The sequence below is a fragment of the Olleya sp. Hel_I_94 genome (genome assembly GCF_007827365.1).
Classification (GTDB): domain Bacteria; phylum Bacteroidota; class Bacteroidia; order Flavobacteriales; family Flavobacteriaceae; genus Olleya.
Genome location: NZ_VISI01000001.1, coordinates 332,678 through 358,400, shown reverse-complemented (window position 1 = coordinate 358,400; position 25,723 = coordinate 332,678). Strand labels below are relative to the sequence as shown.

Below are 25,723 nucleotides of genomic sequence, written 5' to 3'. Positions count from 1 at the left end.
TTAAGCTGTTCTGTAATTAGGTAGTGCCTTAACAATGTTGAGCACTATGGTTATTTCTTCCTTATCAAAGCGGTCTTTGAGCGTGTCAATTAGGTTTTTTGAATAGGTTTCTTGATACGCTTTTGCCACTTGAGAGACCTGAACTTTATCCTTCATCTTGCGGAAGACTCCGTAGACTTGTTCTTCATCATCGCCACCTTGATACCAACTTCCCCAAGACTTATAAATTTGGTCTGCATATCGAGAGGCAGTACTGGTTTTAAGTACTAAAACTTCACGGTTTACTGTTTGTAATACCTTGTTGAGATAATGAATATCAAAAGCGTTTTGAGAAGTAAGCCCACTAGATATAGGCTGAATTTGCGCTTGAATTGCAGATAGTAATTTGCTCGTTCTCAAATCTCGACTACGCTTTCTAACTGAGAAATAAGTAGTCCCAATTAAAAGTGATCCAACACTTGCGCCAATAATTTTGTATGTCAAATTCATTTACCCAACAGTTTTAAGCCACGACCTGCAGGTGTGAGCATTGCTAAATCCGACACATCTGCATTCTTTGCTGAATTTTTAAGAAGTACAATAACACTAACCAATACGACCGCAAGTAATACAGGTACTCCAATCGATAATACCTTTGTCAAACTTTTCCCCAAGCCAAAAATATTACCACCGATTTCAGATAAATCGGCAATGGTTCTGGTTGCCATATTGGAAACATCAAGGTTGTTTTGATTGAGCCATTTGTTAAAGTTGGGACTCGTAGTACAAGATGCTGCACCATTAGATTTCCAAGTAATGAGCCATATCATTTTTGCATTCTCTTGACCTAATTCGCTTTTTAATTTCGTGAAATAGCTTGTCCAGAAGTCACACGGATCGTCTGCTTCTGGAACTAAAAAAATGCGGTTATCTATGTTTACTTGTATCGCCATTAATTACTCCTGAAAATGGTATTACTGTGTTTTTTGCTATCGGTTTTACTGAAATCGTTTTGTTCTAAAAATTGCTGAAGGCGAGCTTTGAGTTGTGCTTCTTTTCTTAAAGCGGTTCGCTTATCATAATTGATATACAGCTGCCTGCCCAACCAAAAACCAACGCCTAATGTCAAAATCGTTTTCATCTACTTTCTCTTGTAAATATTATGCTCGGGAATGTCTAATTCTCTGAGCCATTCTGCTACCTCAAATCCTGGACTATCTTCATCTGCTTTGGCAGGAATTTCATTAAAACCTGCAATAATGATATCTGGAAAGCGCAGTATATAGAACTTTACAATCGCTTCAAGTGCCGCTTTTTGTTCATCGGTACGTGTGTCTTTATCCCAAGCCTCTTTGAGTGTTCTACCACCTACATAGGCAATGTGTTTGGCAATTCCCGTGATACCGTTTTGACCGTGAGAAATACCCCATAAATCAGTAGTTGTTGGGCTGTCTTCGCTAATGATAGTTTGTAACACACCATCCTGAAGCACGAGGTAATCGATGCCTGGACGGTTCCAACCAAAACCACCTTTATCTTTTGGTAGCGTGTGCTGATTGATAATAATTTCCTTACCAAAGTCTTTCGCTTCGCTGGTGTCTGTACTTTGTATGATGAGATAATCTACTTTTTGCATCTGTTGTGATTTAAGAGTTTATAGCTGTTAAGCGTCTAAAGCCCAATAAGCGATAGACAGGATATTTCTTGATGTTGACTTGATTGCTCTGATTACCACCCAAGACATAGATGTACTTTTTATCTTCAGAATAGCTGATAAAAAGACCTACGTGACCTTTCCAACTGGCTTTTTTACTGCGCCAGAAGACGACCACATCGTTGAGTTTGGGTTCTTTGATATCAGTACCAACTTGCAACCAAGAGCGCGCAGTAAGTTTATTACTTCTTTGCACTTTCGCCTTGAGCGCTACCCAATTGATAAAGGCAGAACACCAAGCAGTTTCATCTGTAGAAACCCAAGTATGACCTATTTCCTTGAAGTAGTTGAGAACAATGGGATTATGTTGATAGCCTACAATTTCGGTTACACCGTATTGGCTTAAGGCTATATTAATAAGTTGACTCATTAGGTGGATCGTCTTTAGGGTTATCGAGCCACGATACTGGAATGCCTTTACTCATTTGGACACCAGTAGATATTCTTGATTTTTCGGGAAGTAGATTATACATCTCTATTTGATTGTAATAAATTAAAAAGCTGACTTGTTGTAACGGATTGATTTTAAAACACCAGGTCACGTGTCCATCTATCAAATTGCCATCAAAGTCAAATACTTCTGACACGTTAGCAAAGTTTTGAGGACTCTGACTATTACTCAACGAGATGGTTTTACAGATTTCGGTGCCAGTGACGGACTTTTCAGTAATCTGTAGTGCATTGATTCGGTCTTCTCCAGAAGCAACCAATTTGACGTGACCAACCATCGCAGGATTATGTTGGAAGTCTTCACGGTCTTCATAATATTCTTCGTTTACTGTTACGGTAGGACCAGATTGTAATCCCGAAATACTAACCGTATCATCTGTAGAGTTGCTCACGCCTATAATCTCTTCCTTAGAACTAATTGCTAACCCAAGTCCAAAACTTTCAGTTTTAATAGTATCTATTACTTGATGCTTTGGACTAATTCTACTAAACGTTTGATCGCCTCGATTCCCAACGTACATCAATCCATTATGGGGATTATAAGCAATAGCCACAGGATTTTTGCCTACGCTTAATTTAGTGATGGCTCCAAATCTTAAGGTGTCTAAAATCGAAACAGAATTTGAATTATTCAGTACCATATACATATTCTTGGTCACTGGATGGAATTGAAACGAAACAATATCTGCCACTACAGAACCTACGCTTCCTTTTTGATTGCCTTGAAGATCATACACATTGATGGCGCCATCCACAATATTGTGAATGTATAAATCGCCTGAATCTGTATCAACTCCAAGTGTTCTGGCTCCAGGTACTAAAGGCAAATTATTTACTCTACGATTGATGCAAATTTTAGAGATTGTTCCTGAAACTAAATTTGCTGTATAGTAACATTGATCCACAGGATTATAAACAATATCTACTGGGCGATTACCAACAGCTTCTCTTCTTAAAATTGAAAAGTCCTGATTTATAAAAACCACCTCATTTGAAACTGAGCAAGCTATTGCTACAACTCCATATTCAACGCTATTAGTAGATGTATTTACCGCTAAAGCAACTGGACTAACACTACCTGGAACTCTTAAAGTCGTTGGATTAGTTGTTCTTCTTTCGCCAACTCCAGATCCGTCATCAGTCTGAGAATTACCTTGAAACAAGTCAATTGTAGTGACAAGTTCTCCTGAAGGATTAACCACCGAGACAGAATCGCCTAATTGATTCACTACATAAAATAAGTCTGTAACAACATTATAGACCAGCTCTTGTGGTTGCTTATCTACGACTACACTTTTTGTGCCTTCTTCATTTATAAACATTGGGTCAGTGAGTGGAGTGCAAGCAATCGCACCCCAAAGACATACTTTTCTAATATCCTTCGTATGGTTTGTAACCGTTACTTGTACAACATCATTCTCTTTTTGAAGTTGCGCGTAGAAACGTTTTAAACTTGCCTGCTTGTCTAACCAAGTATATGTTGCTCTACTCATTGGCTCTATAATTTTCTATAAAATTGATAACATCTTTGGTACGCTCAATTTGTGATGCACCAACCATTTCTGGGTTTTTCCCGAACACTTTCGTTACCGCATACACCGCCTCAATGGTTGGGAAACCATAATCGAGGTATTGTTTCATTCCGCATAAATCTGCGGTGGTTTGACTGCGTGTATTTAAGAACCAATGACAGCCTTCGTGCGCTAAAATTGCCACGCGAATAGGAATAGTGTAAGACTTAAACAAACGTTGTGAAATCTGTACTCTCGGCATTTTTCGATGCGTTCTCGCAGGTGTGATAAGCTCTGCGCCTAAAGGATCTGTTATTTTATCTAAATATTGAAACAGAAATTCGTTGTCGGTACTTTCATAAAATCCAGGAGGTACATATCCTGCTTTTTGCGCAAACTGAATCGCAAATTCTAAAAAGCGATGTTGGTCGTCAGTCGCCAAACCGCAAGTGCTGGCATTTTTTCAATTTTCACATTGACGATTTCAAAAGCATCGTCATCTGCGTGGTTTTTATCAAAGACTTCCATTTCCAGCACCTCTGGAGAGACTGGCAATGCGATCACAAATTCTCGTTTTGAGTTCGCTTTCGCGAAAGCAGCTTTTCTCCTAAAATAATAACTGTTAGGATGCTCAGGATCATACACACGAATTCCCAACTCAAAAGGCATCAAAGCCATAATGGTCAGTTTTATCTGAAAGCGTTCTCTATTTGATGGTATTGTTGTTATCACTGAGGATATTGTTGGTATTGCTTATTCTTAGAACCACTCATTACCGCAAGTCCAATCACTCCGACAACTACGACGCCACCTAAAACATAAACGATGGTAGGAATGCCTTTTTTCTCTTCTTCAGGAACTTCTGGAGCTCCTAAGTCTACAGAGAAGTCTGAGGGCAATTCTGCGTTAGTGCCATATCCATCTAAAGGTTTTGGTGTAGTAAAAGAATCGATTACTTGACCTATCGCTGTAGCGCCTCCAGCTTCTTTATAAATCTGACCTACATCTTTAAAGAACTTCGTGCGCTTTGCTTTGCGCTCTATTCGTTTTGGAGCAGATCTTCTTACCGTTCTTCTTGCTAGACGTTTTGCTTTTCGCTTGGCACGTCTTGCTTTACGTTTCTTTTTATTTCCAAAAAAATCATCGTAATCCTCATCTTGTAGATGGCGACTTAAAATGCTCTCTGTTTCTCCTAAAATCATAAATGGGTATTAGATAATTTGCATTATTCTTAAGGTCGAGGCACCAGGATCATAGGCAATTTTCTTATAACCTTTACCCACAAAAGGATAGCCCTTTGCTTCGCCAGGAAATAAAACCACTCCATTAACCAAAGCTTTTCCTTCTCCCACGTTTTTAATTGAGGCGCTCAAAAACCCATCACTTATTTCTCCTGAGACCGTTGTGTCAATTTCATTTACTTGTGCTAATATGTCCATTTTGTAATTTTTTGTTTTGAATGAATTTATAAATCCCAAATCCCGTAGCGCCTACAACTCCCACTACAGCAATTACTTTAACCACTTTGCTAACCTTACTGTCAGATTTCATTGCCTTTTTACTGGCTTCTACTTGGTTGGCTTGAAGTTGTTTGACTTCGGCTTTTGCAATAGCAGATAATGGTGTTTTGACAACCGCTGGACTTGATTTTTTAATCAAGTGACTTATGGGTGTCTTTGTTTTGACTGGTGGTTTTTTAGTCTTGATGACCGCTTTTTTCGGTTGTACCGTTTTCTTACGAATCACAGGAATTGTCTTTACTCGAATAGGCGGTAATTTCATAGGACGACCACGAACGACTCTGGGGCGACTTCTTACAGGTGGTCTGCTTAATTTTGGTTTAGAAGACCGTGTGCTTTTTAATAGTTTTCGAGTACGGCGTTTCTTTCTGCGACGACGACGTCTGCCTCCAAAATTATCGTAGTCTTCGTCCTGATAAACATCATAATCTGTAAGTGCGTAGGTGTTTGTCATTTTATCTCGGCATTGGCATCGGTGGTTGTCCGTAAGGCATTGGTGGACGTCCCGATTTCATTAATACTACCGCTCCAATACCTAAGACGACCACACCGCCACCTATCATTAGCATCATATTAGTCTTCTTTTTGGCAGCTTCGGCTTTTTTCTTTTCTTCCTCACGACGACGCGCTTCCTCTTGTCTGCGACGTTCTTCGGCTTCTCGACGTTTACGTTCTTGCTCTTCGCGCATACGTTGCATACGCATTTCCATATCTCTTTTGGCCGCAGCAGCTTGGGCAGATGCTCTTGCTTGTGCAGCTGCTTGAGCTGCGCCACTATTAGATGAACCTCCGCGTTTCTTTTTCTTAAAGAGTCCACCTATAATGCCTACAGCACCTTTGGCAATCGCTCCCCAAAATTGGTCGTTCTCTTGTGATGAAAAGCGAGCGATTAAAGTTTCTAACGCTTTCGCGAAAGCGTAATCTCCATCTTTTAATAGGTCAACCACCTCATTTACGAGTTGCTCTTTTGATGGTTTACCTTGAAAGAACACATTGCTTTTAGCAAGCATTTCTTGAACAGGTTTTGGATAATTGAGAACCAAATAGGTAAGGTTGTCAATCGCCTGATTGTATTGTGATTGTTTATTTGACATTGCTAAAATTGAATTTTAAACCGTGCCCAACTAAAGCGCCTGCGATGAAAACCACTCCAAAAAGTAGGAGTTCATCTTTAGTCACGCTGAAGGTTTTATGCGGTTGTGGTTTAGGTTCTTCTTCTTTTTTCTTTGCTTCTTTACGAATGCGCACTTCGTTCCAAACCATTTGTACTTCCTGAGCAAGATTTTTGTCATCTGCTTGAGCGTTAGATCGTTTTACGATGGTTTGGTAATAGCGTTCTAAGTCTTTGTCCGAATAGCTCTCAAACTGATTGAGAAAACTGTCTTCATCGCCTGTCCCTGAATAATTAGAATGTCCACAAGCTTTACAGAAATTGCTTTCTGTATTATAAGAGTCGTTGCTACAAGCACCACAAAAGTTATCTTCTTTGGATTGGCTAAGCTTTAAAATAGCATCCTTATCGGGATGCAATTGTATGAGCTCTTTAATGACTTTACGCCCTTTTTTGCGAGCAAGTTCTTTTATAGCTTCTGCTAGGTGTTTAGGGTCTTCGGGCGCTTCAAAACCATACTCAAATAACAATTTTGCAACATCATCTGTATTGTGATAGACGATATAATCGATTCTATTTTGAGCTAGTGAAGGTGTTTGTTTTGAGTTTTTCATCTTGATTTCAATAAGAACAGCCAGAGTATATGGTTTAGGGGAAAACCGACTCTGGCTGTCTGGTATTAGGTACAAAGTCTGGACGATTTCCTTATTACAGGACTATCGTCTACGACGTCTTACCAATCGAGAAACTGGACGTCTCGTCACCGGTTTTCTGACTAGTCTACGACGTTTTACAACTCTACGAGTAGGACGTCTCACCACTCTACGTCTAGGACGCACACCTAATGCTGTTGGTCTTTTTCTACGGATTAAATCCAGTTGTGGAAGCCCAGTGGTACGTGGTGCTCTTGAAAGCTCTGCCACGTTAGTGCCTTTTAAAAGGTTACCCAGATTTGCTCTCGCTTTAATCGTAAATGTGAATACTGCCGTCACACCATCTTCTACAGATACACGCAGGGAATCCTGACCTGTAACATCCATCTCGAAGTTATCATCGTCGATGAGTTGTTGGGTAAAGTTTTGTGGCGAAGTCGCATTACGCGGTTGATACACTCTGGTGGTTTTAGACCCAGAAGCGGTTCTACGGTCAATACGTAGCACGTTATCAAATTGCAGTGCGTTACTCACAGAGTATTTCATTCCCGCAATCTTGAACGGATTTGATTTGCTCTCTTCACGTACTTCTTTGTGACTGGACTCTTCAATCTCAACGGTTAGTCCGTTAGGTTGAGCAGCTTCTGCATTACCACCAAAAATAACTGCCTCTGCACGAGCGCCAGATTTGTTAGTCACGACAACCGTAAGGGTTCTATCGTTAGGGTCTATCTTGCCAATACTTGATTTTGTGTAATCATCATAGGCATCATCGTCGTACTCGCCTTCATCAGCGTAGTCGTCGTAATCATCATATTCATCTTCGTACTCTTCGTCATAACCGTCTTCTAAACCTTCAAATCCAGTATCGAAGTCGTCTTCTTCATCGTCGTACATCTCGTCGTTATCGTAGTCGTCATACTGATCTTCAGCAGCTTCTTCGTAACGCATTAATTCGTCGTTATAATCTTTCATTTGTTTTCATTGTTTGCCTGTTCAAAAAACAGGATGATACTTTTGTTTTGGAGTCCAAAAGTGTCTCTAAACACTATTTTTTAGTTGGACTTGCGGTTGCTGGTTTCTTTGCTTCAGCTAATTTTTTAGCTTTCATTTTTTGCATCATCGGAGCAATTAAAAATGTTCCTAATGCGATTCCAGCGACGCCTGCTCCCACACAATATAGAATTGGTGTCCAGGCGATGTCGTTCTTGTTTGCCATTCGTTTAATTATTGATTGATTTCGTTTTGAATTACTTGGCGAGGTCTCTAAACCTTGATTGAGTGCGAAGTTGAGAATGAATGGTAGTTTTTCCGCTGTCGCGAAAGGGACTTTGGGACGAGTGGAAATAAAAAACGCCTTAACGATGAAGTTAAGGCGTCAATGCAATAATGAATTATAAAGTGCTTCTAACTGGTTTTCTAATTATTAATTATCCTCAATACACCTTGATTGCTCTCTTTAAACGCCTCACTTTGACGCAAAACTTCTTCCATTGCAACCATATCATCACCAAGCAATGTATCACTAAAAGCTTGCGCTCTGTTGAGCATTCTTATGTAAACGGATGGGTCTTGATTTCTGGTTAACCTGCGTAATCCTCCTAAATAATCTTCTCTGTAGACTGTTGGGATAATTATTTTGGTCTGTGATGCAGTAGATAGTTCAGCATTCATCATTACACGTGCAATACGTCCATTACCATCTAAAAAAGGATGGACTTCACTAATCACAAACATTATGTAAGCTGCTTTTGCAAAAGGATGTGTTAGTGCTTGATAGTAGTCAAAACTTTTATAAAGTGTTCCTGTAACTAATTCCATTTCTACAAAAGAGGTGTCTCCAGCTCTGTTGTTTTTGTCTTTGAACTTTCCTGGCTTTTTATCTTCTCGAGCACTCAATAATATCTGATGTCTGTACTGAAGTATTTCTACTAATTCTTCTTTAGTGCTTGGAACGATTTTCATTTGGCGTGGGTTAGAAACAATTTGATACGTTCCTAATACGTCGTGAGAGTCTTCATTACGTGATGGTAGTGGTTTTTGAGTTTCGATGACTCGTTTTGCCTCTTCAATTTCAAAGACAGTACCTTCTATGTAATTGGAAAAGTAACTTTCATAAAAGGCAAAGTTTCTATAAGCAGCAGTTGTGGTATTTTTTTCTTCTCGATGCTGAAACTCTTGTTGTTTCAAAGCTGTAAACAACGATTCAAAAAGTTGAATTCTAGCCGGATCATAAGGCACTCCAAATGCTCTTGCTGATGCTACTGGCGATTTTAATATACTCGATGGTTTTGTAGTGAGTAAGGCGCTTATGATTTTATTTAGCTTGGTAAACTCTTTAATCAAGCCCACTTCTTTGGCAATCTTTCTTGCTTTGTCTCTTACCGCATTTAATTCGTCTTCTCCATTAATACGGATGATTTGTTCCAGCTTTTCTTCAATTTCTGGATAGGTTAATGTTTTAGAATCGGGACCAAGCTTTCGAGAAGATTCCATATTTTCCAGCAAAGCACGTTCTCTTTGAGATAGGTATAATTCTCCAGAAAAGATGGTGTCGCCTTTTATAGGTTTATTGCCAGCCAATAAACGAATTGTTATTCCTGGTAATTGTGCTTTTCTTGTGTAGGTGTACGTTAAAAATATTTGTCCTGTGGCTGTTGGTGCAAACTCAAACGCAGAACGATGGCTTAATAGTGCACCTGGATATAAATGCCCAAGAATATGAAATAGATTGCGTCTTGTTATGTCTTCTGGTGTATCTTCAAGATTAGAAGTGTAAACTCTGTTTGCCAGCTTCCGTATCGTTCCCTCTTTTTCTAACTTCGATATTTGTTGCGATGTCGCAGAATCGGAAGAGCTAAAAATGATCTCTTGTAAGTGGATTGGTATATTTTTTTCCATTAAAAAGTGGATTTACGACAAAAATGTAAAATATTTTCCACTAAAACGTATTTTTATTAAAATAATTTCTATTAATAGAGATTAAATAATTTCTACTAAAATGTGTTCAACTTGTGAATTATTAAAATTTATTCCACTAAAACGCTATTTATTTAAAATATTTTCTACTATAAAGGACTATTCAACCCATCTTCGTGATAACGTAACTTTTCAGAAATCATCTTTACAATAGCCTCGTTCTTGGTTTTGTAGATGTTATTCCCATCAAAATCTTGCTCATTAAGTAGCATCTTGACTTTGCGACTTTCTTCCTGGTCGATAAACTTTTTACAGGCTCTTATAAATGCTGCACGACTACAACCTTTAATACGTTGCTCTCGCATATTGACGTACACAAAAAAGCTCTTCTGGATTTTATATTCAAGCTCTGTAATCTTACCCATTGCAAAAGCATTGGAACACAGCTCGTATTGTTCATCTACAATAAGCTGACCTATACGAACCATTTGATATTTAGGAATACGTTCTCGATAGCGCGTCACATCGTCAACTTGGTGGTGCAATCGCAACCACGTACAATTTTGCCATTCTGAGGTTGTGATTTTTGCTACAGACTGGTGTGTGAGTACAATGTCAATTCCTTTATGACGCACTGTACAAAGCGCACCAATCATAGACTGTCCTTTTGCACCTGTCATATAATGGTCAATATCGTCTAAGACTACGAGACCATTTTTATAGTGTTTCATAATCTTAGTAATGACTTCTTTCTTTTCATCATTATCCATAGGCGAACCATCTGCATTAAAAGGACGGATACGTCTTGAAGATACTTTGGTAAGTGCTTTTAAATGATTTGGGCTTACTGTTCTGAATTGAGGGTAATCATCATCATTAGTATCAAAAGCTAACACTTTTCGACCTTTCTTTCCCATCACTAAATGATCCATCATATAGTGTTTGATCTCTTGTTTGTTGCGATAGGTTTTACCAACACCAGTTTCTCCACAAACGAGCATAATCATTGGTTGGCGCTCTAAATCCTCTTTCTTATAGCTTATGGGCTTACGACCTCTGTTAGATGCTTTCTGAGACATTAGGAATTGTTTTGTGGTTCTTCAGCAACATCTATGATGGGAATGTCATCATCGACTTCTTCAACTTCTATATCTTGAATGGTAGGTTCTGGCTTATTTACTTTTTTTTGAAGTGGCTCTTGTTCTGGTTGCGCTTTAACGCTCCGCTCTCCCTGCGGTCGTGAATCTCGCACGCTCGATTTCGCGAAAGCGGAATCCGTACCATCTGAAACATCCTCATTTTCATCTTCCTCCTTAATATCTTCTACTTCAGTTTCCACTTTTTCCTGACGGACGATGTCCAGAATGCGATTTTCAAGTAGGCTGTTTTCTGCTCGCACTTCCATAACGACTTGAGCCTTTTTCATCAAGATGGAAATTACTGCACCCATTAATTGCTGTTCTGGCGTGAGTTTTTTAGCCTTCCTACGAAGTACTTGAGCAAGCAATGGTCTAAGTAAAGCTTGATCTTCTTTGTCAAGCTTGATGCGTTCTACATTCTTATCATTCTGCTGGTCTACAACCTGAATGATTTCCTCAAACTCATAGAACTCTTGGTGCTTTCTGATCTTTACGAAGTAACCACCGCCAACTGCAAGAACATTGTTAGACATTCCCAATATCGCATCGGCTGCTTGATTTGCTTGTGCGAGCGGTACTTCAAAATCTTGGTCGGTTACGGTTTCATCAGCTTCGGTATCAAATCCGTTTCCGTTAATTTCTTGTTCTGGAGCATCAAGTGATTCTTGTTCTTTTTCCTTTTCGACCTTGGCTTCGACCTTAGTTCTAAAATCGGTTTGGGTGTTTCCGCTGCGTCCAGGTTCTAGTTCATCAAGGGTCTTATGCTCTTGTTCTGGTTTCCAAACGTTCCAACTTTTCTGTTTTTCTTCTTCGGTTTCAACAGGACGTTCGCCACCTATGTCTTTTTCAATTACAGGTTGGTTAAGCGGACTACTATCTTCGTTTTGAAGTTGTTCAAAATTGATTTCTTCTGGAGTTGCGGTAAGGGCATCTTGTACCTCTTGAGCGATTTTGTCTTGCATAGGCTTAGTTCAATTTTGCAATAAAATTGATGATGTTGTTTTCGAGGATTTTGAATTTTTCTACAAAAGGTTTGTAGAATTGTGGGATGGAAAGAATCTCATCGCACTTGTGATAGTTGTAAAGAATGGCACGTTTAGATTGGTTAAAACTCTCGCCAATCTTGGCATAACTAGAATCTGTATATTTCTTGAGTAAATAATAACAGGACATACGCGCTTCACGATACTCTTGAACGCTGCTGGTGTAGAAGTTTTCTTCTTTTAAATCAAAGACTTCAATGCTCTGAGAAATAATAAAAACGAGAAGAAGTTTTACTTTCTCTTTGTCTTGTGTGGTAAGCTCTGTATTACTGGTTAGACTATCAATAACCTCAATGGTTTTTTGAAGTCCAAATTTCCCAATTAAGGAATCTATACTTTGCTGTAAATCGTGATAATCGTGTGCTGTCTTTTTCATTGGGCTAATGCCGAATTGTTTGACAGGCAAACTACTAAAAGTTGTTTTTTAATTTATTTACAAAAAGTTTATAGAAGATTTACTTTAGTTTTCACTTGAGTAGGTGCGAATGTTTTTTAACTTGTAGGGTTTAAAAGAAGTTTATGAGAATCAAGAATATACAGGTTAGATTTTTTAGATTATTAGCAGATACGTCTATTAATTTAGAAGATGATATTACATTAATTGTTGGAAGAAATAATACAGGAAAGACATCACTTCTTGAAGTAATTAAAATGCTTACATCCAACGACGATTCTTTATCTTTTGAAGACTTTTCTCAATCCTCATATTCTCTATTTAAAGAATTGAATATAGAGTTTGAAAAGACTCTCGTTCCTGAGATAACGGATGAGAACAAAGAGACTATTGAAATAGATATTCAGAAACGTTTTCCTAAGATTCAACTTCAAATTGAATTTCACTACGATAAATTAAAAGACTCATTAACAGAGTTAAGTGAGTTTATCACAGATTTAGACGAGGAGAGAAATGATGCTTGTGTTTTGTTATCCTATGAACCTATAAATACGTTAGGGTTATTAAAAATGTTCAATAACAGAGAAGATAAAAAGATCACTTTGATTCCATATTTCAAAGAAAATTTAAATACTTTTTATAGGTTACGCTGTTATGCTAAAGATGTTAAGTCCGACTACCAGCGTGAAATTGAATTAGGTTTCAAAGAAAAGATAAAAAAGATAGTTTCTTTTGAAGATATCAAAGCTTTGAGAATCTTAGATGATAAAAAGAATGATAAGAACAAAACACTCGCACTAGGTTTTTCTAAATATTATAATGAGCGCGATAAAACAGATGCCAATGTTAAGGCTGTTGAAGATAAGCTTAAAGAAGTATCTATTGACCTTAAAGAGAAATATGATGTTGTTTTAAAAAAGATTCTAGTCGATCTTGGAAAATTTGGAGCAAAGACTCCTATCGTGATACCTCCAATTACTATAGATTCAGAATTTGATTCCGAGGCAGTTATAAGAAATAATATCAAATATTATTACAAGCAAGAGGAAATTAATCTACCGGAAAGTTATAATGGATTAGGCTATAGTAATCTTATTTATATGGTATTAGAGCTTGCTAGTTTTATCCAGCGTTTCCGAAATGCAAAAGAAGATAAAGTTTCAGAATTCCTTACTGTACTTATTGAAGAACCTGAAGCGCATATGCATCCGCAGATGCAACAAGTGTTTATTAGCCAGATCAAAGGTATTCTTGAAGAAGCTAAGAAAGACAATATACACGTCCAATTGTTAATTACATCGCACTCTTCACATATTCTATCTGAAGCGGGAATTGATTCTGACAAAGGTTTTAAAAGAATTCGATACTTTAATAGAATTGATAGCGGTATTGAGGTACAAGACTTTAATACTCTTGAAATTTCAAATGAAAAACAAACCGCAAGATTTTTAAAACAGTATTTGACCCTACACAAATCTGACTTGTTTTTTTCAGACAAAGTAATTATCGTTGAAGGCACTACAGAACGTATGCTAATGCCCCAACTCATCTTCAAATCGGCTCCTGGACTTTCCACTCAGTATGTGTCAATTCTTGAAGTAGGCGGTGCATATACGCATAAATTTAAGGAAATATTAGAGTTTTTAAAGCTAAAAACACTGGTTGTGACAGATATAGATTCTGTAGATTCTGTAAATGGAGAACGATGTGAAGTCAATGGTGGTATAGATGGAGAATTAACATCTAATCACACACTGAAGGATTGGATTCCCAAAAAGTCTAAAATCACAGAACTTATCGCTTGTGAGGAAAAGAATAAAATTGAAAATAATATTGTTAGAGTAGCATATCAAACAACTGAAAACGGTATTGTAGGTAGAAGCTTTGAGGAAGCTTTTATTAACACGAATCTGGATCTTTTAAAATCAAATTACACCGACGATAAAGGCGAGGAGAAAAATGTGAAAAACCTTTTTAGTTTCGCAAAGGTTAAGACTCTTGAGACTTTAAATTCTGAAACTCCATTTGAACTAGCACCTACAAGTTCAAGCGCAAAAACTAATTTTGCATTTGATGTAATGTCCTTCCCTGAAGATGATATTTCAAATTGGCAAGTCCCAGTATATATAGATGAAGGTTTGAAATGGTTAGAAAAACCTATCGATAAAAATATTACTAAAGAAATCGTTGATGCAACTGGAGAAGAAGAATAAATGGAAGCTATTGATCAAATAAAAGAGAAGATTACCACGCAGAAAAGTTTTGTATTGGAAGCTGGTGCAGGTGCAGGAAAAACTTATGCACTAATTCAAACTATTAACCATCTCATTGACACTAAGGGTAAAGACCTATCTCTTAATAATCAAAAAATTGTCTGCATTACTTACACTAATGTAGCCAAAAATGAAATTATAGATCGCCTTGAGAATAATCCTTTAGTATTAGTTTCTACAATTCACGAGTTTCTGTGGGATAGTATAAGACTATTTAACAAGCAGTTAATTATAGAATTTGATGCTATCAATACCATTAAACACGAAGAAAAGCCAGACAAACATATCCTTGGATTAGCTGACCGTATAAAATCTGTTGAGTATTCGGATAGAGCTTTTAGTGATTTTGAAAATGGAACCGTAGGACACGATGACTTAATTCTTTTGTCTCAAAGAATGTTTGAGAATTATGAGTTATTAACATCAATAATTACATCGAAATATCCATATCTTTTTGTTGATGAATATCAAGATACTGCCCCAGAAATTATTAGTGCATTCCTAGACTTTCTACTTCCAAGAAATGAAAAGAATATTCTACTAGGATTTTACGGCGATTCACATCAAAAAATCTATAATTCAGGAATAGGTTCATTGAAAAGTTATGTTGATGCAAAACGGATTGAAAATATTGACAAAATTGAAAATTACCGCAGTTGTCAAGAGGTTATTGACTTACTTAACAATGTTAGAACAAACATAAAACAGGAAATACCAAAGGGTCCTCGACTGGATTCAAACCAGTAACCTCTTGAGCCGTAATCAAGAAAACGGTTATTTGTCTATTACATGGGTTTTATTTGTTTATTAATGTTTATAAGGGTTTTGCTGGATTGTTTATATGTCTTTTAATAATCTTTAATAGTTTATTAATGATTTTTTTCTGCAAATATTCTGCAAATGATTACTTTTGTAAAAAGCAAAAACAATGAGTGATTCTACAAAAGTAGCGACGGACAATTATAAAATTACAGTTAGATTAGATAATCGTCGTAAAAAGGATAGTGGTAAATATCCGGTGAAGTTAAGGGTGTATGATAAGAATATACAAAAGGAGAAATGGTATTCATTAGATATTGATCTAACAGAAGCTGATTTTTCTAATATTTGGATAAATTCAGCAAACAAATCATTAAGAGGTGCTAACAAAGAATTAAGACTTAAACTTCAATCAATTGAAACTAGAGCAAATGAAGAAGCTAAACAAATAACCTTTTTTGATTTTGAAAGTTTTGAAAATAGATTGTTCAGGAAAGCTACTGATAGAAATAGTGTAAAATATTATTTTGACTCCATTATTGACAGCAAAATTAAAGACAATAAAATTGGTACTGCTGAAAGTTATAGATACACACTGGGATCATTAGGCGAGTTTAGTCAACAAAAAAAAGGATATAGTATAGATAAGCTTACTTTTAGTTTAATTAATGTAAAGTGGTTAAAAGATTATGAAAATTATATGCTAGAGAAAGGAAAGAGTTATACCACTATAGCAATATATACTAGAACTTTAAGGGTTGTCTTTAATAACGCAATTCAGAATAATGATATTAGTGATGATATTTATCCCTTCGGAAAAAATAGGTATAAAATTCCTAGAACTAAAAAAGTTAAAAAAGCGTTGAATTCGGAACAGTTAAAAGTACTTTTCAATGCAAAAACTTTAAATGATAATGAAGAAGTTGCCAAGGATTTTTGGTTTTTTAGTTTTGCATGTAGTGGAATGAACATTAAAGATATTGCACTTTTAAAATATTCTGATTTAGAAGAAGATAAGTTTACTTATTATAGAGCGAAAACATTTGATAAATCTGCTGAAAAAACTGCTATTATTAACTATTTGACTGATTTTACTAAAGGTGTTATCGATAAATATTCAAATGATGATCATTCAGGTTATGTTTTTAAAATTGTCGATAATAGTGATGATATTTTAACACAACATAAGAAAATTAAAAATTTTACACGATATATTAATGATCATATTAAGAGGGTGGCAAAAGCAAACAATTTGCCTAATGATATATCGACATATTGGGCAAGACATTCTTTTGCTACAAATTCATTAAGAAAAGGTGCAAGTATGGAATTTATAAGTGAAGCTTTAAATCATAGCGATTTAAGTGTGACAAAAAACTATTTTGCAGGTTTTGAGGATGAAGCTAAGAAAGTGTTTGCAAATTCAATTATGGACTTTTAAAGAATTAAATTAATGAATAAATATTTTTTCAACGTTGATAAGACTACGTTTGAGAGTCTTACTATCAATTCAATCGATGACTTAGATCAAATTTTTAATACTTCCGGAGTAGCAAGAGAGGAAGATGTACATTCTTTAATTAAAAAATATTTAGCTGATGATGAAAAATATGATCAATGGATGCAATATATCATGCAGTCGATTCATAATTCAATACCCAAGGAGATTATTGGTAAATGTAATTTTTGTAATGGAGACAGTATAAATGAAAGTGATAAGATCTGTTTGCAGTATTATAATAAAGCGGAGACTGAAATACTTATTGCTGCTTATTTTTTTATTATATCTATTCATAACAATGCAGAGGTTTTTAGTTCAGAATTAGTTTTGCAAGATTTAGCATTTCAGTTTTTTAAATCTTTGGAATATGAAAAAGGTATGGTTACTTTTAATTATAAAAAATTTTACGATTATTTTTCTATTTGTACAATGGAAATTCTCCGTAGTATTTTTAAAAGCATGGATACATTAGATTCATTAGATCTCATTAATGATTTAAAAGAAGAATTAAACTTTGAAGAGATTCGCGCTAAACTTCAGGGTATGGTTTTGACTGATCAATTAGAGCCTCATAAAACTTTTTTAAACAATCAAATTACTTATTATAAGAATAAATCCGATTTAGAAAGTAAGCGCACTCAAATCATAGAATCCAAAGAAGATGTTGTTATTAATAATAGGTTGTCTTTATTAATTGATATATGGAGTGTTTCGGCAAAGTTATCTTTATCTGAAGTATTAAGAATTGGATTAGAAAATAAAATTTGGGATGAAGATTATAACATAATTACAAAAAGAAACAGTATTTATGGTAGTGGAAAAAGCTTATTAAGTAGTCTTGCTGTTGCTTTAAGGCATACTGCATATCCAGACAGTATTGATTATAAAAAAATAGGGCAAGCATTTTGTGAAGCTTTTAATATTTCTATTAACGAAAATACAAAAGAGCCATATAAATCATTTACAACAGGAAATCCAAAATATATAAAACAATTTAAAAGATTATTAAAGATATAGGCTGTTTAAAATTCGTGAAAATTCTACGTTAAAAAAAGTTTTAATAATTTGTACTTGTTTTATGTGGTTTTATTTCGTTCGTGAAAATTCGTAAAAATTCCAATTTCTGAATAGAAGGAGATTGCGTTATTATTAACTTTAAAATAGCGTGAAATGATTTCATTCGAAAAAACACAACAAGATGTCGCAGAAGTAAAAAAAGACATTAAAGAATTAAAAGCTTTATTGCTACAAAAAGCAGAATTAAAGCAGCAATCAGATGATCCAAAAACTATTGACGAAATAGCCATTTTTACGGGTTACACCAAGCCAACTATTTATGGGTATTGTCAAAAAAATGAAATTCCATACCACAAGAAGAATGGTAGATTATTCTTTTTTAAATCAGAGATAATAGAATGGATTAAGCAAGGAAAAATCAGAACTATAAGTGAAACTGAAGCAGAGGTAGATTCTTATTTGTCTAAACGTTCTAAAAGATTTAAATAATGAAGAATCAAGAACTTAATATCGGAAAAGCAATTGATTTTGATTTTAATAAGAGTTATTCAGAGTTTCCTTTTGATGTATTTCCAATCTCAATTCAAAACTTAATTCAAAACGCAAGCAATACTGTTGGCTTTAATAAGGAATATTTAAGTGCAGGTATATTATCAACTTGTGCAACAGCTATAGGTAACGATACCAAACTGTTTAATGGTTCTTACACCAGTAAACCAATATTGTGGTTAGCAATTATAGGTAGAAGTGGAATTGGTAAGTCACATCCTATAGTGTTTTCTAAACAACCGATAGAAAATAAAGACAAACGTGCTTATGTTGATTTCAAAGATTTGTTAAAGGATTTTGAACAACAAGAATCTAAAGGTAGCAAGCCTAGGTATAGTAAACATATTTTAAAAGATTTTACACCTGAGAAATTAGCAGATACATTGCAGTATAATGAAAAAGGTGTTTTAATTTTTAAGGATGAACTGATAGGTTGGATAAATAGCTTTGATCAATATAAAAAAGGAGGTGATCAACAGTTATATTTAGAATTGTATAATGGGGGAACTCTAACCGTAGATAGGGTTACCAAAGAGCCGATTAGAGTAGAAGAGACAAATGTCAATATAATCGGCGGTCTTCAACCTAAAGTGCTTAAAAAATTGGCAGAAAATAACAGAGATGATGATGGATTTTTAGCAAGATTTTTATTTGTCTATCCTGCCAATCCTCAACCGTTTATGTTTACGGGTAATCATATAGAAGAACTGCATGTACAAAATTATTCAAAATTAATTAATAATCTATATGAAGCACCTTCACGAATTTTGAGAGTGTCAAAAGCCATACGTGATGTTTACATAGATTGGCAGCATGAAAAAGTAAAAGAATATCATGATGATGATCTTGAAACTTTAATACAAGCTAAACTTCAAACTTATGTATGGAGATTTGCGCTTATTTTAGAATGTATTACTCAATCAACAACTCATAATTATTCAGAAAATATTTCAATCAAAAGTCTAAAAGATGCGATAATACTTGCTGAATATTTTAGGTTAAATGCATTTAAGGTCAACGATCGTATGCTGGTAACTAACCCATTAGACGAGCTGCCTTTAAATAAATTGGACTTATATAAAGAGTTGCCAGTTGAATTTAAAAGAATTGATGTTTTACCTCTATTTGACCAGTTTAAAGTAAAAGGTGGATCAATAAATAGGTTTCTAAAATCTAATTTATTTACAGTTCCAAAGTACGGTTGTTATAAAAAAAAATATATCTAGTGGAAACTCGGTAAACTCGGCAATTTAAAAGTTAAGTGTTTGTTTTTTAAGCTTGTATGAGTTTTTTTTAGTTTTCCAAGATTACCATGTTAGCCAGTTTAAAATTTCCTCTAAGCCTTTAATTGTAGTGTAGTTTACCAAGTTTACCGCTTTGCCTAATAATTAATTAATGTTATGAATTTTCCCTACGTATTTGATAATTCTAGTAAAAAGTATCTTTGCCCAAATTGTGATAAAAAAAGAATGGTGTGTTATTATGATATTAAAACAAAACAACGATTACCTTTAAATTATGGTAAATGTGATAGAATCACTGAATGTGGTTATTTTTCTTATCCATCCTTTAAGCTATATAAGAATGAAATTCAGGAATATTGCTATACACCTCCTAAAGAAGAGTCCTATATTGATTATAGTTTAGTTTCTGGAAGTGTAAGAAATTTTAAAAAAAATAATTTTATTCAGTTTCTTAAAACCATATTCAATAATGATCAAATAAAGGAAGCTATTAGTAAATATTGTATTGGCACATCTAAGTTATGGGGAGGCAAAGGAGCTACTGTTTTTTGGCAGATTGATAAAAATGAAAACGTAAGACATGGAAAAATAATGCTATACGACATTGAAACTGGTAAACGTCAAAAAAATCAAAATGGGAAGCCTTTTATCCACAGCGTAAAGAACTTATTAAAATTAAATGATTTTAACTTAAAACAATGTTTATTCGGTTTGCATTTAGTTAATGAATCGATATCAAAAACTGTAGCTTTAGTTGAATCTGAAAAAACAGCTATAATAATGAGTATTTATAAACCAGAGTATTTATGGTTGGCAACTGGGTGTGAAAGTGGATTTAAATATGATTACTTAAAAGATATTAAAAACTATAAAATAATAGCATTTCCAGATAAATCAGAATACAATAAATGGTTGGATAAATCATTAGCTTTAAATGATATTGGTTTTAATATTAGTGTAAGTGACTATGTAGAGAATTTAGACTGTGTAAAAGGAACGGATTTAGCAGATGTTTTCTTAAAACAAGTTAAAGAAAGAGAGGAGGGTTTTAAGGGTTATAGTAGTAAGAGTGAATCAAAAAATGAAACGAAAATTATAAAGTCAAATACCGACTTAACTGTTTCTAAGTTAATAAAGACCAATCCTAATCTTATCGAGTTAATAACATGTTTTGATCTTGTAGATGTTAATGGGAATAATATTGTGTTTTAAAAATATAGCAGTCTTTGTTTTAATTTTTGTTTGGTTTAGTGTATGATTTATTTATATAGAAGTCTAAGTTATCTATTATAAGTTTTTTAAGTTGATGATTTTATGTTGAATTAGCAACGCAAAAACAACGCAAAAACAACGCAACATTAATGCAATATTACTGCGTTGTCAACAAGCTAACTCTAAACTTACATTCTAATTATAAGGCAAAACATAGGCAACAGTGCTGCATGGCTGTAAAATTATTAATGACAATCTCTGAAATTATTGCGCAAAATAACGCAGTACTAAAAGCAAAATTACTGCCTTGTTGCATCTCTAAGTAATGATTAAGGCAAATTATAGGCAATAAAGCTGAATCCTTAAGTGATTGTATATGGTTTTTTATGTTGTTTAAGCACCTAATTTAGCAAATAAAAACCGAATAGAAAATCCGCGAGGATTTTCTTAAGTAGGCGAGAACCAGCCATTAATTATGCACGGTGTTGCCAACCGTTTTTTATTCAGATTATTAATTTTAAATTCAATTATTATGTCAAAATTTAAACAACTTAAAACTCCAGAAATTTTATTCATTGACGATTGTTATGTTCAATATAATTTCCATAAGCTATTACAAAATCAGAATCATTATCGGAAAGTTCGATTTTATTCAATTCGGATTGGTCTTTTGCTTTTATTTTTTCTCGGAATTTATGGAATCCTGCAACTGATTTAGGCGACATAGAATCCGCAAATACGTCAAAATGTTTATCTAAATCCGTTTGATAATTTATAAATCCAATATTTACATTTTTTAAATCCCAGCTTATGTTAAACGCAACAACATATTTTCCGCTCGAAAACATTCCAGAAGGCAACTCGGTCGTTTTTGGCGTTTCGCTCAATATTTTTTCAAAAGTCAGTCCGTGTACTGCTAAAATATATTCAGCTTTTTTTAAGTCAGTCGTAAAACCTCCTAAATCATATTTTTCTAATTTATCTACGAATAATGTCATTTACGGTTTGTTTTTTCAAATGGTTGGCAACGTTGTTGTATATGGTTTGTTGCGTGGTTTAAGCACCTAATTTAGCAAATAAAAACCGAATAGAAAATCCGCAAGGATTTTCGTAAGTAGGCTAGAACTAGCAATAAATTATATACGGTGTTATCAAACGTAATTATTCAATTTTTAGTTTCTTTATTATATTTTCCAACGCTAATGTTTGTTTTTCAGTTAATTTGCCTTTTTTCTCACAACTCGATTTTAAAGAATTTACGAAAGTTTTGTCAAACCAAGATTTGTCTTCTGCCCATTTTAAAACAAGATTTATTCTCGTAAAATTCGAATTTGATTCATAACTTGTAAAGTCAATTAGTTTCTGATTTATTTTTTCTCTAATTGCTAATTGTTTGTCAGATAATTTTCTTTTTCTAATAGTGTCAGAATAGAATTTATAATCAAAATCTGTCAACACATTCTTTTTTCTTAAATACTCCAAAACTTCAGGACTCATACTTTTGGATTTGTCTATTTTCAGTTTCTTAATTGATGTAAAAATTTTATTTCCATCTTCGATTCCTAAAAATTTATTTACGCAACAATTCCCAACTTCTGTTTCGTTTTTATTGTCAGTGTTTTTTATTACACAAACATTTTTAATTGGATAATGTCCACAAAGACATCTTTGTAATTCTTCACTATAATATGCGTATTCAAAATTCCATTCAAGTTTTGCACTACTCCAAATGTCAGAATTACTTAATTTAATAATTTCCTCTGTCAATTTATAGTGCATTTCCTGGTTCGGTTTTTATGTTTGGTAACGGTCTAGTGTATGATTTAGTTGCGTGTTTAAGCACTAAAGTTAGCAAATAAATCACAGATAGAAAGTCCGCGAGGACTTTCGTAAGTAGGCTATAACTAGCAATGAATTATACACGGTGTTGGCGGGAGTTATTTATCTAATTCTATTATAATCTTTTTCCAATATTCCAATCTTTCATTGTAAGATTTATGAGCTTCTCTTACAATTTTATCGTTTCTGTTTATGGCATCTTTTACATCATTAGAATAGTTCCCGTTTTTAAAGTCAAATATATTTCCAATGGTACTTGCGTTTCCAAAGATTAATTTCAAATCTTCTAATTTATTTTTATTGTCGGATTGTAAATCTTTTATATACTTATCATAATATTCAATTGCTAAGTCATTCAGAGCTAAGCCTCTTTCAAGAGTGAAACTATTTTTTGTGTAATCGATATATTTATAAAAGCAACCACTTATTACATTAGTAAATTTATCATCTTTCTTTTTTACATAAAAAAAATAATTCTGGGGATTTATAAAAGTATATTTGCTTATTTCACTATTTCCAATTTTATTTAACCATTCTTGAATTTTTATTGGTTTCTTTCTATCTAAGGATGGGTCAATTACCAATGTATCGTTTGTACTGTTAATCAGGATAGGTGCAACGTGGTAATTCCATTTAATATTTGAATCATTAGTAAATTGATTTTTATCTTCAATAAATAAGGTTTCTTTTTTATCAAATTCCAAATCAATTGGTGCAAATAACCAAACTTTCGAATGTTCTATATTTAATTTGTTTTCTAATAACATAGACATTATATGTGCTCTGTGTTGGCAACCTCCTTGAGGGTAATTAAATTCTATATTTGAATTGTATGATAATTCATTAAAAATTTCTTGAATTTTTAAATCATCATATTTTTTCAAATTGTCAAGATTAGATGTTTCTGGTAAAGAATTAGACCAAGTACATTTATATTTTTCTGTTTTTTCTAAATCAATATATTCTTGTGCTGAAGTAAAAAAACATATGAAGCAGAATAAAAGGTTAATTATAGTTTTCATTTTATTTGTTTTTAACAATTAATTATAAGCTAACACATTAAATGTTATGTGGTTGTATGGTAGTCTAATGGAATTATCATCTTTATTTACTACTAATCCAGTAGAACGTTGATATATCCAATCATTCCAAGGTAATTCATTTCTTTTAACTTGAGCAACAACATAAGTTCCAAGTCTTAATTTTGCAATGTCGGTTGCATTACTATCAAAGTCAAACCCCAAAGTAAATTGTTGTACAATCTTATTTTTATTTCTACTTAATAAAAGATTTAGAACTCCACTCGCCATTTTTGTAAATGGTTGAAGTGTAGCAAAAGAAGCATTTGCTAAATCAAGTCCATTCTTTATAGTATCACTTTCTAAAACCTTTAAAGCTTCATCATCACTATCGTTGCTAACATTTATAGTTTGTATTTCAAACTGCATTCCGTTTTTTGGTACTCTTAGACCTAAAAATATAAAATCTCCTATATTTCCAGCACCTTCTCCTTCTCTTGATTTAAATTTCTGTTCGAATTCAATAAGTGTAGTTTCATTTGAGTTTGCTTTGGAATGTTTACATTTGAAATGCATTAATACATTATGTCTTCCCCATCCAGGGTAATTCATTGTATATAAACTGCCAAGCTTAATGTTAACTTGTTTATTTTTTAGTGTATTGTCTGGTTGGATTGTTGTTGCAGGTCTTATATTAAAATAATCATCAGAATCATTGTCTACCTCAATATATCCATAGGCGTGTTCAGTTCCTCTCCAATTAGTATTTTCAAGTTCATTCGTATATGGTAGTTCTGATAATGTTTTATTACCCAAATTTGGTTTTGAATCAATTAACGATTCAAGCTGATTTGCTGTTTCTCCATCGCCAAGTTCAATTAGTAATGAAATAGTTTCTTTAGTAGTCAGTTCTGACATTTTTGTTTTCATAATCAAATTGTTTTAGTCTATTTCATAAAATTAACTATAATTGATTTTACAAGACATACTCATTAATAGGTATTTTTTTATAGGTACAATTTTTGTTTAATTACCGCCAACGGTTTTGTGTATGATTAGTGGCGTGTTTAAGCACCTAATTTAGCAAATAATTACCGAATAGAAAATCCGCGAGGATTTTCGTAAGTAGGCGAGAACTAGCCATTAATTATACACGTTGTTCTACACCGTTTTTATTCGTCCATTCTAATTTCATATCGTCAATTGCTTTAATCTCAAAAATTTCAGCAATTTCGCTTAAATTTCCGATTTTTAATGCAATTGGATTTATCTCATTCGTATATAAGACTATTCTAAATTCTTTCTGATATTCGTATTCAGTTGATTTGTCGAATAGAGTTATTTCTCCGTTTATTTTTTCTTTTTCGTAATAGCTTACAATTTTTGCTCGATAAGAAATGTTCTGTTTTTCTATCTCTTCGCATATTAAGTCCAAAAATTTCACAACATTTTTGATAATCACAAAATGAGTTCCGAACTCCTTAACTCTTTGGTCAATTTTATAATCAGAATCAATCACATCAGGTGATTTAATGGAATACATAGAATATAAGTTCCCTTTTATTTCGGTCAGAAATTCTCGTAAATGAAATTTTTTAGGATTTAGTTCAATTTCTTTTCCCGTTTCTGGTATTGTTAACGTCACTTTCAGTTTATCGTACTCGTGATAATTCTTAATATTAGTAGTTCCCTCGTAATTATCTCCACGAGCAATTTGTTCTTCTAATTTTTGGAAGTAATCAATTGTATTAAAGTATATAGTTCCGTTTTCCAACAAATCAGTCATATTCTCTTTATTCCCAAATTTTAGGAAATAGAAAATGCGTTTGTCGTTATTAGTTGTGTTGGTCTTCAAATGGTGTAGAACGTGATTGTAT

General features: G+C 33.9%; 31 protein-coding genes. 7 read left to right on the top strand and 24 right to left on the bottom strand.

The window, feature by feature from the left end; genetic code table 11:
• The 19 genes from JM82_RS01705 to JM82_RS01625 all read right to left on the bottom strand — a co-directional run bounded on the left by JM82_RS01705 (position 1) and on the right by JM82_RS01625 (position 12,415).
• Positions 1–489, bottom strand: a complete 489-nt coding sequence (locus JM82_RS01705; protein ID WP_145000662.1) for a hypothetical protein — start codon at positions 487–489, stop codon at positions 1–3.
• A complete protein-coding gene (locus JM82_RS01700; protein ID WP_145000660.1) occupies positions 486–932 on the bottom strand; it encodes a hypothetical protein in 447 nt (148 codons plus the stop codon). Before JM82_RS01700 ends, JM82_RS01705 begins: the two co-directional genes overlap by 4 nt.
• Positions 932–1,120, bottom strand: a complete 189-nt coding sequence (locus JM82_RS01695) for a hypothetical protein (protein ID WP_145000658.1) — start codon at positions 1,118–1,120, stop codon at positions 932–934. The genes JM82_RS01700 and JM82_RS01695 overlap by 1 nt, the downstream gene beginning before the upstream one ends.
• Entirely contained in the window at positions 1,121–1,615 is a 495-nt protein-coding gene (locus tag JM82_RS01690) for an N-acetylmuramoyl-L-alanine amidase (protein WP_145000657.1), read from the bottom strand. It lies immediately after the preceding gene.
• Between the two features lie 10 nt (positions 1,616–1,625).
• Positions 1,626–2,063: a TIGR02594 family protein gene (locus JM82_RS01685; RefSeq protein WP_145000655.1), complete on the bottom strand. Its 438-nt coding sequence runs from the start codon at positions 2,061–2,063 to the stop codon at positions 1,626–1,628.
• Positions 2,047–3,636, bottom strand: coding sequence for a YncE family protein (locus JM82_RS01680; protein WP_145000653.1), 1,590 nt, complete (start codon positions 3,634–3,636; stop codon positions 2,047–2,049). The genes JM82_RS01685 and JM82_RS01680 overlap by 17 nt, the downstream gene beginning before the upstream one ends.
• Complete coding sequence (locus JM82_RS16500; RefSeq protein ID WP_261375248.1) at positions 3,629–4,096, bottom strand: hypothetical protein; 468 nt, start codon at positions 4,094–4,096, stop codon at positions 3,629–3,631. Before JM82_RS16500 ends, JM82_RS01680 begins: the two co-directional genes overlap by 8 nt.
• Positions 4,066–4,332 (bottom strand): hypothetical protein, encoded by a 267-nt coding sequence (locus JM82_RS16495; RefSeq protein ID WP_261375247.1) that lies wholly within the window; start codon positions 4,330–4,332, stop codon positions 4,066–4,068. Before JM82_RS16495 ends, JM82_RS16500 begins: the two co-directional genes overlap by 31 nt.
• Before the next feature lie 50 nt (positions 4,333–4,382).
• The gene (locus JM82_RS01670; RefSeq protein ID WP_145000651.1) at positions 4,383–4,856 is read right to left on the bottom strand and encodes a hypothetical protein; all 474 of its coding nucleotides are present in this window, start codon (positions 4,854–4,856) and stop codon (positions 4,383–4,385) included.
• 9 nt (positions 4,857–4,865) lie between these two features.
• Entirely contained in the window at positions 4,866–5,093 is a 228-nt protein-coding gene (locus JM82_RS01665) for a hypothetical protein (protein WP_145000649.1), read from the bottom strand.
• A complete protein-coding gene (locus JM82_RS01660; RefSeq protein WP_145000647.1) occupies positions 5,068–5,628 on the bottom strand; it encodes a hypothetical protein in 561 nt (186 codons plus the stop codon). Before JM82_RS01660 ends, JM82_RS01665 begins: the two co-directional genes overlap by 26 nt.
• A 1-nt stretch (position 5,629) precedes the next feature.
• The gene (locus JM82_RS01655) at positions 5,630–6,268 is read right to left on the bottom strand and encodes a hypothetical protein (RefSeq protein ID WP_145000645.1); all 639 of its coding nucleotides are present in this window, start codon (positions 6,266–6,268) and stop codon (positions 5,630–5,632) included.
• Positions 6,258–6,899 (bottom strand): hypothetical protein, encoded by a 642-nt coding sequence (locus tag JM82_RS01650; protein WP_145000643.1) that lies wholly within the window; start codon positions 6,897–6,899, stop codon positions 6,258–6,260. Before JM82_RS01650 ends, JM82_RS01655 begins: the two co-directional genes overlap by 11 nt.
• A 102-nt stretch (positions 6,900–7,001) precedes the next feature.
• Complete coding sequence (locus JM82_RS01645; protein ID WP_145000641.1) at positions 7,002–7,913, bottom strand: hypothetical protein; 912 nt, start codon at positions 7,911–7,913, stop codon at positions 7,002–7,004.
• A gap of 73 nt (positions 7,914–7,986) precedes the next feature.
• The gene (locus JM82_RS16275) at positions 7,987–8,157 is read right to left on the bottom strand and encodes a hypothetical protein (RefSeq protein ID WP_162851989.1); all 171 of its coding nucleotides are present in this window, start codon (positions 8,155–8,157) and stop codon (positions 7,987–7,989) included.
• Positions 8,158–8,357: 200 nt separating this feature from the next.
• On the bottom strand, positions 8,358–9,521 hold the full coding sequence (locus JM82_RS01640; RefSeq protein ID WP_261375245.1) for a Fic family protein: 1,164 nt from the start codon (positions 9,519–9,521) through the stop codon (positions 8,358–8,360).
• Positions 9,522–10,006: 485 nt separating this feature from the next.
• Positions 10,007–10,936: a zonular occludens toxin domain-containing protein gene (locus JM82_RS01635; protein ID WP_145000636.1), complete on the bottom strand. Its 930-nt coding sequence runs from the start codon at positions 10,934–10,936 to the stop codon at positions 10,007–10,009.
• Positions 10,936–11,958: a hypothetical protein gene (locus JM82_RS01630; protein WP_145000634.1), complete on the bottom strand. Its 1,023-nt coding sequence runs from the start codon at positions 11,956–11,958 to the stop codon at positions 10,936–10,938. Before JM82_RS01630 ends, JM82_RS01635 begins: the two co-directional genes overlap by 1 nt.
• Before the next feature lie 4 nt (positions 11,959–11,962).
• Positions 11,963–12,415, bottom strand: coding sequence for a hypothetical protein (locus JM82_RS01625; RefSeq protein WP_145000632.1), 453 nt, complete (start codon positions 12,413–12,415; stop codon positions 11,963–11,965).
• A gap of 143 nt (positions 12,416–12,558) precedes the next feature.
• Here JM82_RS01625 and JM82_RS01620 point away from each other — a divergent pair, with 143 nt between their 5' ends.
• The 7 genes from JM82_RS01620 to JM82_RS01590 all read left to right on the top strand — a co-directional run bounded on the left by JM82_RS01620 (position 12,559) and on the right by JM82_RS01590 (position 20,988).
• Entirely contained in the window at positions 12,559–14,646 is a 2,088-nt protein-coding gene (locus tag JM82_RS01620) for an ATP-dependent nuclease (protein WP_145000630.1), read from the top strand.
• On the top strand, positions 14,647–15,453 hold the full coding sequence (locus JM82_RS01615) for a UvrD-helicase domain-containing protein (protein WP_145000627.1): 807 nt from the start codon (positions 14,647–14,649) through the stop codon (positions 15,451–15,453).
• 181 nt (positions 15,454–15,634) lie between these two features.
• Positions 15,635–16,906 (top strand): tyrosine-type recombinase/integrase, encoded by a 1,272-nt coding sequence (locus JM82_RS01610; protein WP_145000625.1) that lies wholly within the window; start codon positions 15,635–15,637, stop codon positions 16,904–16,906.
• Positions 16,907–16,918: 12 nt separating this feature from the next.
• The gene (locus tag JM82_RS01605) at positions 16,919–17,983 is read left to right on the top strand and encodes a hypothetical protein (protein WP_145000623.1); all 1,065 of its coding nucleotides are present in this window, start codon (positions 16,919–16,921) and stop codon (positions 17,981–17,983) included.
• 153 nt (positions 17,984–18,136) lie between these two features.
• Positions 18,137–18,472 (top strand): helix-turn-helix domain-containing protein, encoded by a 336-nt coding sequence (locus JM82_RS01600; protein WP_145000621.1) that lies wholly within the window; start codon positions 18,137–18,139, stop codon positions 18,470–18,472.
• Positions 18,472–19,758: a DUF3987 domain-containing protein gene (locus tag JM82_RS01595; RefSeq protein ID WP_145000619.1), complete on the top strand. Its 1,287-nt coding sequence runs from the start codon at positions 18,472–18,474 to the stop codon at positions 19,756–19,758. Before JM82_RS01600 ends, JM82_RS01595 begins: the two co-directional genes overlap by 1 nt.
• Positions 19,759–19,932: 174 nt before the next feature.
• Positions 19,933–20,988, top strand: a complete 1,056-nt coding sequence (locus tag JM82_RS01590) for a DUF6371 domain-containing protein (protein ID WP_145000617.1) — start codon at positions 19,933–19,935, stop codon at positions 20,986–20,988.
• A gap of 572 nt (positions 20,989–21,560) precedes the next feature.
• Here the strand turns inward: JM82_RS01590 and JM82_RS01585 are convergent.
• From JM82_RS01585 to JM82_RS01565, 5 genes are all read right to left on the bottom strand, one after another.
• Positions 21,561–21,986, bottom strand: a complete 426-nt coding sequence (locus tag JM82_RS01585; RefSeq protein WP_145000615.1) for a hypothetical protein — start codon at positions 21,984–21,986, stop codon at positions 21,561–21,563.
• 163 nt (positions 21,987–22,149) lie between these two features.
• On the bottom strand, positions 22,150–22,755 hold the full coding sequence (locus tag JM82_RS01580) for a hypothetical protein (RefSeq protein WP_145000613.1): 606 nt from the start codon (positions 22,753–22,755) through the stop codon (positions 22,150–22,152).
• 170 nt (positions 22,756–22,925) lie between these two features.
• Positions 22,926–23,849: a protein-glutamine glutaminase family protein gene (locus tag JM82_RS01575; RefSeq protein WP_145000611.1), complete on the bottom strand. Its 924-nt coding sequence runs from the start codon at positions 23,847–23,849 to the stop codon at positions 22,926–22,928.
• 18 nt (positions 23,850–23,867) lie between these two features.
• Positions 23,868–24,764: a hypothetical protein gene (locus tag JM82_RS01570; RefSeq protein ID WP_145000609.1), complete on the bottom strand. Its 897-nt coding sequence runs from the start codon at positions 24,762–24,764 to the stop codon at positions 23,868–23,870.
• A 229-nt stretch (positions 24,765–24,993) separates the two neighbouring features.
• Complete coding sequence (locus JM82_RS01565) at positions 24,994–25,701, bottom strand: hypothetical protein (RefSeq protein ID WP_145000607.1); 708 nt, start codon at positions 25,699–25,701, stop codon at positions 24,994–24,996.
• Positions 25,702–25,723: the final 22 nt, after the last annotated feature.